The 13,009-nt window shown below is 68.5% G+C and carries 14 protein-coding genes; 4 read left to right on the top strand and 10 right to left on the bottom strand.

Annotated elements, in window-relative coordinates; all coding sequences use genetic code 11:
• The first annotated feature begins 13 nt into the window (after positions 1–13).
• Entirely contained in the window at positions 14–751 is a 738-nt protein-coding gene (locus AC1RNC_RS03760) for a TerC family protein (protein ID WP_492883824.1), read from the top strand.
• A gap of 14 nt (positions 752–765) precedes the next feature.
• On the opposite strand, the gene AC1RNC_RS03755 is transcribed toward AC1RNC_RS03760, so the two are convergent.
• Genes AC1RNC_RS03755 through AC1RNC_RS03745 form a run of 3 tightly spaced genes read right to left on the bottom strand, consistent with a single transcriptional unit; the run spans position 766 to position 3,304 of the window.
• Positions 766–1,191, bottom strand: coding sequence for a hypothetical protein (locus AC1RNC_RS03755; RefSeq protein WP_492883823.1), 426 nt, complete (start codon positions 1,189–1,191; stop codon positions 766–768).
• Positions 1,188–2,192: a phosphotransferase family protein gene (locus AC1RNC_RS03750; protein WP_492884388.1), complete on the bottom strand. Its 1,005-nt coding sequence runs from the start codon at positions 2,190–2,192 to the stop codon at positions 1,188–1,190. Before AC1RNC_RS03750 ends, AC1RNC_RS03755 begins: the two co-directional genes overlap by 4 nt.
• A 5-nt stretch (positions 2,193–2,197) precedes the next feature.
• On the bottom strand, positions 2,198–3,304 hold the full coding sequence (locus AC1RNC_RS03745; RefSeq protein WP_492883821.1) for an Rv3169 family protein: 1,107 nt from the start codon (positions 3,302–3,304) through the stop codon (positions 2,198–2,200).
• Positions 3,305–3,426: 122 nt separating this feature from the next.
• Between AC1RNC_RS03745 and AC1RNC_RS03740 the strand changes: the two genes are divergently transcribed.
• Positions 3,427–3,807: a DUF423 domain-containing protein gene (locus AC1RNC_RS03740; protein WP_492884387.1), complete on the top strand. Its 381-nt coding sequence runs from the start codon at positions 3,427–3,429 to the stop codon at positions 3,805–3,807.
• On the opposite strand, the gene AC1RNC_RS03735 is transcribed toward AC1RNC_RS03740, so the two are convergent.
• Complete coding sequence (locus AC1RNC_RS03735; protein ID WP_492883819.1) at positions 3,798–5,012, bottom strand: multidrug effflux MFS transporter; 1,215 nt, start codon at positions 5,010–5,012, stop codon at positions 3,798–3,800. The two genes, AC1RNC_RS03740 and AC1RNC_RS03735, sit on opposite strands and share 10 nt — an antisense overlap.
• Before the next feature lie 117 nt (positions 5,013–5,129).
• Here AC1RNC_RS03735 and AC1RNC_RS03730 point away from each other — a divergent pair, with 117 nt between their 5' ends.
• The gene (locus AC1RNC_RS03730; RefSeq protein WP_492883817.1) at positions 5,130–6,113 is read left to right on the top strand and encodes an alpha/beta fold hydrolase; all 984 of its coding nucleotides are present in this window, start codon (positions 5,130–5,132) and stop codon (positions 6,111–6,113) included.
• A 104-nt stretch (positions 6,114–6,217) separates the two neighbouring features.
• Here the strand turns inward: AC1RNC_RS03730 and AC1RNC_RS03725 are convergent, their stop codons facing one another.
• Positions 6,218–6,478 (bottom strand): low temperature requirement protein A, encoded by a 261-nt coding sequence (locus tag AC1RNC_RS03725; protein ID WP_492883815.1) that lies wholly within the window; start codon positions 6,476–6,478, stop codon positions 6,218–6,220.
• 177 nt (positions 6,479–6,655) lie between these two features.
• On the opposite strand from AC1RNC_RS03725, the gene pip reads away from it, so the two are divergent.
• Positions 6,656–7,645: a prolyl aminopeptidase gene (gene pip / locus AC1RNC_RS03720; protein WP_492883813.1), complete on the top strand. Its 990-nt coding sequence runs from the start codon at positions 6,656–6,658 to the stop codon at positions 7,643–7,645.
• On the opposite strand, the gene AC1RNC_RS03715 is transcribed toward pip, so the two are convergent.
• Genes AC1RNC_RS03715 through mreC form a run of 5 tightly spaced genes read right to left on the bottom strand, consistent with a single transcriptional unit; the run spans position 7,638 to position 12,975 of the window.
• Positions 7,638–8,180, bottom strand: coding sequence for a GNAT family N-acetyltransferase (locus tag AC1RNC_RS03715; protein ID WP_492884385.1), 543 nt, complete (start codon positions 8,178–8,180; stop codon positions 7,638–7,640). The two genes, pip and AC1RNC_RS03715, sit on opposite strands and share 8 nt — an antisense overlap.
• Positions 8,180–9,337 carry a rod shape-determining protein RodA gene (gene rodA / locus AC1RNC_RS03710; protein ID WP_492841131.1) on the bottom strand — a complete coding sequence of 386 codons (1,158 nt, stop codon included), beginning with the start codon at positions 9,335–9,337 and terminating at the stop codon, positions 8,180–8,182. Before rodA ends, AC1RNC_RS03715 begins: the two co-directional genes overlap by 1 nt.
• Positions 9,334–11,376, bottom strand: coding sequence for a penicillin-binding protein 2 (mrdA, locus tag AC1RNC_RS03705; RefSeq protein ID WP_492883811.1), 2,043 nt, complete (start codon positions 11,374–11,376; stop codon positions 9,334–9,336). Before mrdA ends, rodA begins: the two co-directional genes overlap by 4 nt.
• 4 nt (positions 11,377–11,380) lie before the next feature.
• On the bottom strand, positions 11,381–11,896 hold the full coding sequence (locus AC1RNC_RS03700) for a hypothetical protein (protein ID WP_492841135.1): 516 nt from the start codon (positions 11,894–11,896) through the stop codon (positions 11,381–11,383).
• Positions 11,893–12,975: a rod shape-determining protein MreC gene (gene mreC / locus AC1RNC_RS03695; RefSeq protein WP_492883809.1), complete on the bottom strand. Its 1,083-nt coding sequence runs from the start codon at positions 12,973–12,975 to the stop codon at positions 11,893–11,895. Before mreC ends, AC1RNC_RS03700 begins: the two co-directional genes overlap by 4 nt.
• Positions 12,976–13,009: the final 34 nt, after the last annotated feature.

Here is a 13,009-nt window from a genome sequence, read left to right as displayed (position 1 = left end):
GCATTGAGGGTACATGTTCGAAACGCTGACGGCCCATCTGGGCGGCCTTCAAGGCCCTCTGACCGCTCTGCTGCAAGTGCTGATGATCGACCTGGTCCTGGCCGGCGACAACGCCGTGGCCGTGGGCCTGGCGGCCGGCGGCCTGCCGCCCAAGGACCGCAAGAAGGTCATTCTCTACGGCCTGGGCGCGGCGGTCGTACTGCGCATCAGCTTCGCCCTGATCACCACCTGGCTGCTGGGCGTCATCGGCCTGCTGCTGGCCGGCGGCTTCCTGCTGCTGTGGGTGTGCTGGAAGATGTGGCGCGAGCTGCGCGAACAGGCGGCCGAGGCCGACGCCATGGCCTGCGTCGATGGCGATCCGAACACCGAGCCACGCGTCGCCCGCCAGCCCAAGTCGTTCAAGCAGGCTTTCCTGCAGGTCCTGATCGCCGACGTCTCGATGTCGCTGGACAATGTGCTGGCCGTCGCCGGCGCGGCGCGCGAGCACCCGGGCATCCTGATCTTCGGCCTGCTGCTGTCGATCGCCCTGATGGGCCTGGCCGCCAGCGCCATCGCCAACCTGCTGCACAAGCACCGTTGGATCGGCTTCATCGGCCTGGCGATCGTGCTCTATGTCGCCGTGCACATGATCTGGGAAGGCCACCGCAGCGTGGTCATGGACCTGAACCAGACGGCCGCCTACAACGCCGCCGCCCCGGCGCCGCTAGACATCAAGCCGGACGAGCTGGCCCAGCACAACAAGCACAAATAGGGCGAGGATCATGCTCAGCGCGCCGGAAGCGGCGGCAGGTCCAGCCGCCGCAGGTCGGCCATCCTGACGTAGAGCCGCAGGATCGCGTGGTGGCGCGCCGTATCGTCCCGCGCCTCGACCGCCTCGTGCAGGCCGATCAACGCCGTGCGCAGCGCCGCGTTGACGCGGTCGAGCGCCGAGACGGTCACCTCGTCCGTAGATGGAAGGCCCACGACGTCCAGCCCGTAGTCGGCCGCCGCCTCGGCCAGGGTCGCGCGGATCAGGGCGTTCTCCTCGACCCGCGCCGCCACGCCACGCTCGGCTTCCTGGGCGGCCAGCAGCGACAGCAGCGCCACCAGCCCGACCTTGCCGGCCAGGAATTCGCCCTGCTGTTCGGGCGGACCGGGATCGGCCATGCACATGAAGTTGCCGACCAGGATGTCGGGCAGGCTCGGGGTCATGACAAGTCCTCCAGACGCAGCATCGCGGCGGCCAGGATCTGGTCGTGCCGCCGGGCGGTGTACCAGCCCGACACCGCCAGGATCGGCTCCTTGAAACCGCCGTCGCGATATTCCTTGGCCGCCGAGGTCCAGATCGCCTGGCCCTTCACGGCCGCGAACAGCGACCACCAGGCCAGGGCCTCCTCATCGACCGTGAGACCGCTGGCCTTCGACCAGATGGCGAGGGCTTCCTCGCGCGGGATCATGGCGGCGACGGTCGTCGTGTCGAAGGGGTTCCAGAGCGGGTCGATGGCCCAGGCAAGGTCTTCCAGCGGGTCGCCCAGATGGACCATCTCCCAGTCCAGCACCGCCAGGATGCGGCCGTCCGGAGCGTGCAGGAAGTTGCCGCCGCGATAGTCGCCATGCACAACCCGCACCGCGCTGGGCGCCGGTGGCGGCTTGCGGCGCAGCAGCCGGATGGCGGCGCGGACGATCGGTTGCGGATGCTGTTCGTCGGCCTCGATCACGCCGGCCCAATGGTCGACGGCGATCCGCCAGCAGTCTTCGGGCGCGGGCGTCTCGGCGGCTTTCGCCAAGGGCAGGCCGCCGGGATCGGCGCCCGCTATGCGGCCCAGGATGTCGAAGAACGCCTCGCCGACCGTCCGCGCGTGAGCGCCATAGGGCATCGCCATGAACGGCGAGACCACTGTCCCGCCCTCGACCCGCTCCATGATGAAGAACGGCCGCTCCAATTCCGCGCCCTCGGCGTCCATCGCCACGGGACGCGGCGCGGGCACGCGATCGTGGAAACTCTCCAAGGCCAGGTATTCCAGGCCGCGGTCGGTCTCGATCAGGCTGCCGGGCGGGTCGCGGCGCAGGATCAGCGGCTTGGCCTCCCCCGCCGCGTTCGCGACGAAACGATAGGTCTCGCGGCTGGCCCCGCCGGGGATGCGCGAGAGGTCGGCGACGGTGACCGGCTGGCTCCAAATCCGGGTGAGATACGCCTCCAGGCGTTCGGCCAGGCCGCTCAAGGCGCCATGTCCAGGATCGAGGCGAAGCCCGAGGTCGCGTGCGGACCGATGGCCAGTTGCTCGAAGACGCCCCGGCCCTTCCGCGAGCGGCCCGCGCCGTCGACATAGGTCACATCGCTCAGCGCCTGGACGTGCAGCAGATGCGGCATCTTCCGGTCCATGTCGGCGGTGACGAAGTCCTCCCGCTCGACCTTCAGTTCGCCGTGGTTCAGGCCATGCCCCCAGACGGGGTGGTTGTAGCCCAGGCCCAGCATGAAGAACTCAGTCTTGGGCTCGATCGTCATCGTCCCGTCGGCGCCCAGATCGAGCGTCGCGGCGGACGCGTGGCGCGTGCCGCTCTTCCACTCGATGGCGCAGGACGACTGCGCGAAGCCGCCAAAGTCGTTCTCGCGATCGCCGTCTTCCAGCCAGAGCGCGCGACGGTTCCAGGGGCGGCCCAGTTCGTCGTCATTGGTGTGGAAGAAGAGGCTCCCGTCCGCGAAATTGCACGGCGCCCACAGCCAGAAGAACTGCGGCGGGGCCGGCGGCGCCAGCTCCTGCGGGTCGCGCGCGCCGACGGGGCGGACGCCCCACGAGCGGTCGCGCGTGCCGACGAAACCGTCCACCGAGGTCCGCGCGCCGTCGACCTCGATCCAGCCGCTGTAGCGGCCATTCTGGGTCAGGCGCGTGTAGTCCAACAGCGTGCGCGGGCCGTTGCGCCGCACGAAGCGCGGCTCCTCGATCGGGAAGGATCGGCCCTCGAAGACGATCTCGGCGGCGATCCCCTGCTCCGGCGCGGTCACGGTCAGCTTCAGGCGCCGCAGCGGCTCGAGGACTTCGATGGCGATGGGCCCGACCGTCAGATCCATCCGCTCCATCTTCAGCCAGCGGCTGGCGTGCAGATTGACCTGCCTGCCCTCCTTCATCACGCAGAAGGCCGCGTCAGCGATGTTGAGATGCGGATAGACGCCGAACGCGGCGGCGAAGAACAGGTCGGCGCCGTCGCCCTGAGCGGCGTAGCCGTTGAAGAAGTAGCGGTCGTAGAAGTTCCGATCCGTCCCCGCGTAGGCCACGGGCTCGGGCGTCTGATGGATCGGGTAATCGTCGCCCCAGGTGAGCGCCATGCCGTCCTCCCTTCTGGACACGCGAACGCTCTGACTGCTTACGAAGTCGGCTTCGCTTTACGTCCAGATGAACGACGTTAAGGTCGCGCTCGACGATTGCAACGGTGACGGAGCGTAAGCCGATGGAGGGATGGACTCCCCGGACCTGGACGGGCCTGGCGGCGCTGAGCGGCCTGCTGTCCGTGGCCTTCGGCGCCTTCGCCGCCCATGGCGTCGACAGCTGGAAGGCCGTCGAGTGGCTGAAGACCGGCGCCCAGTACCAGATGATCCACGCCCTGGCGGTGTTTGGAGCCTTCGCCCTGCATCGGGCCGGAGCCAAGGGTATGGGGCTGGTCACGGCGCTGTTCTTCGTCGGAACCCTGGTTTTCTCGGGCTCGCTCTACGCCATGGCCCTGGGCGCGCCGAGGATCCTGGGCGCGATCACCCCGATCGGCGGGCTGTCGTTCATGGCCGCCTGGGCGCTGATGGCCTGGCGCGGCTTCTCGATGCCCAATCAGGCCTGAGCCTTCGCGCCTGGCAGGGCCAGGAAGAAGATCGCCAGGGCCGAGCCGACCAGGCAGGCGAACATCACCCCGGCCACCGGACGCGCCGTGCCGTCGTGCAGCACGCCGCCGGCCCATGACGCCAGCGCGCCCGCTCCGAACGAGGCCGAGCCCATCAGGGCCGAGATCGAGCCGGCGCGACGCGGGTCGACGCTGAGCGCCCCGGCCATGGTGTTGCCGCCCATCAGGCCGTACAGCGACAGCGAGGCGAACAGCAGCGGCAGAACGGTCCACTGGCCGCCCCAGCCGGTCCAGGCCGCCAGGGTCAGCAGGAAGGCCGCGACGATCGAGGCGATGCTGGCCTTGCTCAGCACCTCGTCCGGCAGGTTGCGCCGCAGCAGCAGGCGATTGACCTGGCTGGCGCCGATGATGCCGACGGCGTTGAAGGCGAAGATCAGATTGAAGACCAATGGCGTGTGGCCATACGTCCCCATCACCAGGTCCGGCGCGCCGGAGATGTAGGTGAACAGCACCGCGCCGTTCAGCGCGCCGGCCAGGGCGTAGCCGACCAGCCGACGCAGACCCAGGAGAGCGATATAGGCCTTCAGTGGGTTCTCCGACCGCGCCTGGGCCAGGGTCTCGGCCGAGCGGGATTCCTTCAGGCCCGCCAGCACCCAGGCCCCGACAGCAAGGCCGAAGACAACCTGGACCCAGAACACCACCCGCCAGCCAGCGAACGCCTGGATCACGCCCCCCAGTTGCGGCGCCAGGACCGGCGCCAGCCCCATGATCAGCATTATCAGCGACAGCACCCGGGCGGTGTCGGTGTGGCCAAAGCGATCGCGCACCACCGCGCGCGCCACCACCGCTCCGGCGCATCCCCCCAGGGCCTGGACGAAGCGCGCCCCGATGAGAGCGTGGATGTTGGGCGCCAGGGCGCAGGCCAGCGACGCGATGATATAGACACCGATCCCCGTCAGCAGGGGGCCGCGCCGCCCCAGACGGTCGGACAGGGGGCCATAGACGAACTGACCGATGGCCATGCCCGCGAAGAAGGCCGCCAGCGTGGCCTGGGTCTGGTCCGGCCGCGCCGACAGGCTATGGCCGATCTCCGGCAGGCTGGACAGATACATGTCGATCGACATCGGCGCGAAGGCCGTCAGCGCGCCGAGGAGCAGGACGAGACGCCACGGAACGGCGGCGGGCGGCGGAACGGTGTCGGTCATCGCGCGCCCTTCTACGCCCTTTGGACCTTACGCAAACCTGAAATGAAGCTTGCCCGGATCCGCGACGGGCTCCAGGGTGATCAGCAATCACCTGGAAACGCGGGAGGACGCGCGGTCATGACGGTCAAGAATCCGGGCCTGCCCGAGCCGCGGTACGCCGACGTCAACGGCATCCGCATGGCCTATTACGAGGCCGGTCCGCGCTCGGGGGTTCCGGTCGTCTTCTGCCACGGCTTTCCGGAGCTGGCCTTCTCCTGGCGCCACCAGATCGCCGCCCTGGCCGCCGCCGGCCGTTGGGTGATCGCCCCCGACCAGCGCGGCTATGGCCTGACCCCCGGTCCCGAGGCGGTCGAGGCCTATGACATGGACCACCTGACCGGCGATCTCGTCGGACTGCTGGATCATCTGGGCGTGGAGAAGGCGATCTTCGTCGGCCATGACTGGGGCGGCATCATCGTCTGGCAGATGCCGCTGCTGCATCCCGATCGCGTGGCCGGGATTATCGGCCTCAACACCCCCTTCACCCCGCGCCTGCCGCTGGATCCGATCGAGATGTTCCGCAACGCCTATGGCGAGGACATGTACATCGTCAACTTCCAGAAGCCGGGCGAGGCCGACGCGCGGCTGGGCGCGGATCCGGAACGGACGATCCGCTTCTTCATGCGCAAGCCCAAGAGCTCACAGGACGAGTTCCTGGGCCGCCCGGCCGAACGCCGGAGCCTGGCCCTGCAGGACGCCCTGCTCCACTACGACCCGGCGACCGACGACAATCAGTTCCTGGAACCCGACGAACTGGCCTTTTTCGTCGACGCCTTCAAGCGTACGGGCTTCACCGGCGGCATCAACTGGTATCGCAACTTCACCCGCAACTGGGAGAAGGCCGAGACCCTGCCCCACCGGATCGACGGCGTCCCCTGCCTGATGATCATGGCCGAGCTGGACGTCGTCCTGCCGCCGGCCATGGCCGATCGGATGGGCGAGCAGATCTCGGACCTGGAGAAGGTGCTGATCGAAGGCAGCGGCCACTGGACCCAGCAGGAGAAGCCGGCCGAGGTCAACGCGGCGATCCTGGACTGGGTGGAGCGGCGGTTCCCGCTGTAGCCGATGCGTGATCCTCATCCTTCGACAGGCTCAGGATGAGGATCAAGGCAGGCTCAGTAGAAAACCTCATCCTGAGCTTGTCGAAGGACGAGGTTTTCGGTCTCTCAGTTCCGGGCCGCGATCATCTGATCGGCCCGGCGACGCATGGCGGCCGCCAGTTGCAGCATGGCCAGGGCCGAAACCTCGTCGCGCTCGCCGGCGCGCAGGCTGTAGACGCTGGCCATGGCGAACAGCGCCTCGGCGCGATCGACGCCCTCGGCCCCGAACATCTCACCGATCTGCCGATCGAGTTCGGCCAACTGCGCCGGGTTCAGCATCGCGAGAAGTTCGTCGTCGGAATAGTCTTCGGGCGCGAGCTGAGTCATGGCGGGCAACATACAGAACCGAGCGAAAGGCGAAAACCTCAAGGGTCCGCCGAAGCAGACTCGTGTGTTTCTTTGACGAAAGGCCTGCTTTTCCGACGCGAGGAAATCCCCGCGATCGGGCAGGCCTTTTGCTTTCCTCCGTTCACAGGCGGCGGAAAAACACGTTAGGTTCGTCTCATGGATCGTAACGCTTCCGTCGCCGCCATGAGTTCCGTTGGTCGTCGCGGCCTCTTCCGCGAGGTCGAACCCTTTTCGTTCGGCTGGATGCCCACCGGCGGCCCGCACGAAATCTACTACGAGGAATGCGGCAATCCGCGGGGCAAGCCCTGCGTGATCCTGCACGGCGGTCCAGGCGGCGCGGTCAATCCGACCATGCGGCGGTTCTTCGATCCAGCCAAATGGCGCATGACCCTGTTCGACCAGCGCGGCTGTGGCCGGTCGCGCCCGAACGCGAGCCTGGAAGACAACACCACCTGGAGCCTGGTCGAGGACATCGAGCGCCTGCGAGAGCATCTGGGCGTCGAGAAATGGACCGTGTTCGGCGGCTCCTGGGGTTCGACCCTGGCCCTGGCCTACGCTATTAAGCACCCCGACCGCGTCGCCGGCCTGGTCTTGCGCGGCATCTTCCTGCTGACCGAGCGCGAACTGGGCTGGTTCTACCAGGACGGCGCCTCGATGCTGTTCCCGGACGCCTGGGAGCGGTTCCTGGCCCCGATCCCAGAGGAGGAGCGCGGCGACCTGATGGCCGCCTATCACCGCCGCCTCACCGCCCAGGACCGCCGCGTGCAGCTGGAAGCCGCCGCCGCCTGGAGCCAGTGGGAAGGCGACACCATCTCCCTACGCGGCCCCGACGCCCGGCCGCCCAAGTTCAATGAAGAGGACTTCGCGATCGCCTTCGCTCGGATCGAGTGCCACTTCTTCACCAACAAGGGCTTCTTCGATCACGACGGCTGGATCCTGAAGAACATCGACAAGATCCGCCACATCCCCGGCTGGATCGTCCAGGGCCGCTTCGACGTCGTCACCCCGCTGGACAGCGCCTGGAAGCTGCACAGGGCCTGGCCCGAGGCGCGCTTCGACATCGTCTGGGACGCGGGCCACGCCTCGACCGAGCCCGGCGTGATCGACGGGCTGATCCGGGCGACGGAAGCGGCGCTGGTCAGCTAGGCCTGTCGATCTCGTACCAGCAGCCGGGCTCCCAGGCGTCACGCGCCGAGGCGTAGACCGGCCGCTCACCGACCTCTCGCATCCCCAGTTTGATGAGGATCGCACGCGAAGCGGCGTTGTCCGGGTGCGCCTGAGCCTCGATCGTCCGGACCGGCAGAAGATCCCAGATCGACGCCAAGCCGGCGGTCGCCGCCTCCAGCATGTAGCCCCGGCCCTGCGCGTTCTCGGCGAGGTGATAGCCGATCTCGACGCGGCCATCGGGCGAACCGCCGCCAAAGCCGCCAATTACCAAGCCATCCTCCCGTCGCTCTACGGCGTAGCCGACATGCCACCCCTCACGCGCGCCTTGCCGCGCGTCGGAAATACGCGCGGCGGCGAGCTCGGTCGAAGTCGGATCCGGCCAGGACGTCAGCCAGCGTACGACACCAGACGTCAGATTCGTCGACAGGATTGACGCGTCGCCCTCGCGGAAGGCGCGGAGCCGAAGGCGCGGGGTCACGAGAACGGGCAACAGTTCCGCCTCGCCGCCCGTCATCACATCAACGAGCCCTTGCCGCTGGTCACTTCGGTGTAGCGATGCACGCGCACGGCCTGCACCAGGCCGAAGCCGACCATGACCGTCAGCATGACGGTGCCCCCGTAGGACAGCATCGGCATCGGCACGCCGACGACGGGGGCCAAGCCCATGACCATGGCGCCGTTGATCAGCACATACAGCGAGAAGGTCGCCGTCACCCCGGCCGCGGCCAGGCGTCCGAAGTGGCTGTGGCTGATCGAGGCGATCCGCAGGGCCATGAAGATCACCGCGCCGTACAGGAACAGCACGCCGAAACAGCCGACGAAGCCGAACTCCTCGGCCAGGGTGGCGAAGATGAAGTCGGTCTGTTTCTCGGGCAGGAAGTTCAGCTGGCTCTGCGAGCCAAGGCCAAAGCCCTTGCCCAGCAGGCCGCCAGAGCCCAGGGCGATCTTCGACTGCAGGATGTGGTAGCCGTCGCCGGACGGGTCCTGCTCGGGGTTCAGGAAGGTCAGGATCCGGTTGCGCTGATAGTCGTGCAGCCCGAACATGATGAAGGGCGGAATGGCCACGGCCGCCATCGCGCCCAGGGCCGCGATCACCCGCCAGGACAGGCCGGCCAGCATCATGATCGCCCCGCCGGTGGCGGCGATCAGGATGGCGGTGCCCAGGTCGGGTTGCTTGGCCACCAGCAGGAACGGCACGCCGATCATCGCGGCCGGGATCAGCAGGCGCCAGGAGAACCGGGCGCTGTCGGACGACAGGCCGTGGTAGTAGCGGGCGAGCGCCAGCACGAGGCCGATCTTCATCACCTCGGACGGCTGGAAACGCAGCGGCCCCAGCTGCAGCCAGCGCTGGGCCCCCAGCGAGATGTCGCCGACCAGGTCGACGGCCACCAGCAGGATGAGGCCTACCCCGTAGATCGGATAGGCGGCGGCGAACCACCAGCGCAGGTCGCACATCGCCAGGGCGATCATGATGATGAAGTAGACGCCGAAGCGCAGCAGGTGCTTGTCGGCCCAGGGCTCCCACGAAGCCCCGGCGATCGAGAACAGCATCAGGCCGCCGACGCCGGCGATCATCGCCAGCACCAGGCAGAAGGTCCAGTCGACCTCCATGAACTTGATGATCGGCCGGTCGCGTTCGCCGGGCCGCGTCAGGCCGCCGCTCAAGGTCATCTTTGGTCTCCCTGGGGCGTGGTCGGCGGAACGGTCGGCGCGGCGCCGACATCGGGCGCGGGCGGCGCGAGGCCCTCGACGGGGTCATCCGGCGCGGCGCCTTCCATGACGTCTTCCGGAGCGACCTCGGGCAGCGGCGCGGGGCGCTCGATGCGGGCGCGGATCTCGGGATCCTTCAGCAGGGCCACGCGCATGACTTCGCGGGCGCGCGGGGCGCCGGCGGTGGCGCCGCCCAGGCCGCCGTGCTCGATGATCACCGCCACGGCGTAGCGCGGGTCGTCATAAGGGGCGAAAGCCACGAACAGGTTGTGGTCCTTCAGGCGCCAGGTCGTGGCGTAGCCCTTGCGGTTCTTGACCCCGTCGTAGCTGCGCACCTGAGCGGTGCCGGTCTTGCCGGCCATCTGCACGTCGCCGAGGCCCAGCTGGCTCTGCCTGTAGGCGGTGCCGCGCACGTCGTTGGCCACGGCCGCCATGCCGCCGCGGACATAGTTCAGGTGCTCGGGGGAGAACGGCAGGTCGGGCACGGCGGCGCCGCTGGGCTGCTCCACCCCGCCGACCGACTTGATCAGACGCGGGACCAGCGCCTTCTTGCCGTTGGCCAGGCGCGAGGTCATCACCGCCAATTGCAGGGCGTTGACCGTCAGGGCCCCCTGTCCGATTCCGTAGCTGGGGGTCTCGCCCGGAAACCAGGTCTGGTTGGCCGGATTCTTCTTGAACGCCCGCTTCTTCCAGGCCGGGTCGGGGACATTGCCCCTCTTCTGGCCGGGAATACCGATGTCGTAGATCTGGCCGAAGCCCATGGCCCGCGCCGCGTTCGCGATGGCGTCGGGACCGATCTTCAGCGACGTCTGGTAGAAATAGATGTCGCAGGAATTCTTGATCGCCTCGTGCAGGTTCTGCGAGCCGTGGCCGCGCGGCTCCCAGCACCGCCAGGTCCGGCCGCCATAGTACCAGCTGCCGCCGCAGTTGACGCGGACCTCGGGATTGATGCCGGCGGTCAGCGCCGCCAGGCCCACGGTCGGCTTGAAGGTCGAGCCCGGAGGGAAGACGCCGGTCAGCGACTTGTCCAGCATCGGTTTGCGCTCGTACTCGGCCAGCGCCTTGTACTCGGCGCCCGACAGGCCCTTCACGAAGCGGTTGGCGTCGAAGCTGGGAGCCGACACCATGGCCAGCAGGTCGCCGTTGCGCACGTCCATCACGACAATGGCGCCGCTCTCCTCGCCCATCACCTCAAGGGCGCGGTTCTGGATGTCGGCGTCCAGCGTCAGCAGGACTTCCTTGCCCGGGGTCGGCGGCACGTCGCCGGCCGGATCCAGGCGTACGACGCGGCCCTGCGCGTCGACCTCGGTCTTGGTGGCGCCGGCGCGACCGCGCAATTCCTTGTCGAAGGCCTTCTCCACGCCCTGCTTGCCGATGCGGAAGCCCGGGTGGTGCAGCAGTTCCTGATCCTGAGTGGCGTCGTCCTTGGCCGCTATGAGGTCGCGGTCCGAGACCTTGGCGACATAGCCGATCACGTGGGCGAAGGCGCCCCCGAAAGGATAGACCCGCACCTCGCCCATGTCGGCGGTGACGCTGGGCAGCTCGGGGGCCCGGATGTTGACGCGGCTGAACTCCTCCCAGGAGAGGTCCTCCATCACCACGACCGGGGCCTTGCGGGGCGCGCGGTCGAGCTCCTTCAACACACGGGCGCGGCGCGAGCCGTCGATCGGCACCAGCTTGGCCAGGTCGTCCATGACGGCCTCGGCGTCCAGGCCCTTGTCCTTGTTGATGATCAGCCGGAAATTCGGGCGGTTGGACGCCAGCGATACGCCATTGCGGTCGCGGATCAGGCCGCGCGGCGGCGGCACCAGGCGGTAGTTGAACTGGTTGCCGGCCGAGAGCTTCTGATAACGCTGGGCCTCGACCAGCTGCAGTTGCGCCAGGCGTCCGCCCAGGGCCAGCAGGCCCGCGCCCGTCAGGCCGCCCAGCAGGAACGCGCGCCGGTGGAAAACCCCCTGACGCTCGTTGACCTCGAAGAAGAAGATGGACGGTTCGCTCATGGCCTCACCGGAACCGCACGTCGGCGTCCTCGAAGCGATCGACCAGGCGGTGGGCGAACGGGAACAGCAGCGCCGTGACCAGGAACTGCCAGAACACGGCCAAAAGGCTCGGCATGGCCAGACTGTCGAGCATGGTGAACAGGAAGCCGGCGACCATGGCGACGGCCGTGACCCCGGCGAACCAGGCCCACATCATCGGCCGGCTCTGGCCGGTCATGGCGTTGCGCAGGATCAGAACCATGGCGTAGGCGACCAGCAGCGACAGGCCCCACAGGCCCGTTGGACCGCCCCAGAAGATGTCCAGGAACAGGCCCAGGATCAACAGCGCGAACGGGGCCAGGATCGAGGGGCGGATCATCGCCCAGGCGAAGGCCGGCACCATGGCGAACACCGGTTCGGGCAACTGCAGGCCCCAGATGCGGATCGGCGCGGCGAACAGGATCGTCGCGAAAATGCACAGCAACATCGGCACGCCCAACCAACGGGCGGGATTGAGCGCTCGCCCGCCGCTCATGCTCATCGCGGCGATCCCGTCGGGACGGGCGTCGCGGCCGTGGCGGGCTTGGGCTGGGCCGGTTTCGGCGTCGTGGGTCTCTGGGCCGCCGGCTTGGGCTGAGCCGCGGCGGTCGGCGGCGTGGCCGGCGGGGTCGCCGCGGGTTTCGGCGCGGGCGTCGGGGCGGACAGGATCGAGGTCTGCGGATCCTCGGTCGTCACCGGCGGCAGGGTCTTGGCTTCCAGCTGCTTCTCGTCGGCCAGTTGGGCGAAATCCTTGAACAGCAGGATGCGGATGTAGTCGATCGACGACTGGTCGGCGAACAGCACCACGCGCCAGCGGCCGTCCAGCCCCTTCACGGCCGCGCCCACCGGCAGGCCGCGCGGCACGACGCCCCCGTCGCCGGAGGTGACAACGCGATCACCCTGCTGGATGGGATCGACGCCCCGCAGGTACTCCAGCTTTGGATTCGGGCCGCCATCGCCGGTCAGGATGGCGCGGGCGTTGGTGCGGTCGATCATCACCGGCGTGCGCGAGGCGATGTCGGTCAGCAGCAGCACGCGGCTGGCGCCGCGCGAGACGCCGACCACGCGACCGACCAGGCCGCGTTCGTTGAGGACCGGATTGCCGACCTCGATGCCGCGCTCCGAACCGGCGTCGGCCAGGCGGGTGTTGGCGAAGGGACCGCGGCTGTCGGCCACCACCCGGGCCGAAGCCATCGGGATCGGCGGATCGGTGCGCAGGCCCAGCAGGCTCTTGAAGCGTTCGTTCTGGTCTTGCAGGTCCAGGGCTCGGTCGCGCCACTGGCGCATTTCGGCCAGCTCCGTCTTCAGGCGACGGTTCTCCGAGGCCGTGAAGAAGTAGCTGCGGACGAAGTCCAGGCCCAGGCCCGTCCAGCGACCGGGCGCGGCGATGGCGCCGCTGACCGGCCTGGCGACGACATCCACCGTCTGGCGGGTGACGCCATAGGCCTGCTCCTGCAGGGTCTCGCGACGGTCCGCCAGCAGGAAGGCGACGGCGATGACGGCCGCCACGATCAGGGCCACCGCCGCCGTCCAGGTAAGCGGCACTTTCAGGTCGCCGAGGGGACCTTCGCGAAAGGGCACGTAGTTTCTCCCGACGCCCCCCAGGCGCCTCTAG

The organism is Caulobacter sp. GW822-FHT01G02 (assembly GCF_058802865.1).
This window is presented reverse-complemented; position numbering and strand designations above follow the sequence as displayed.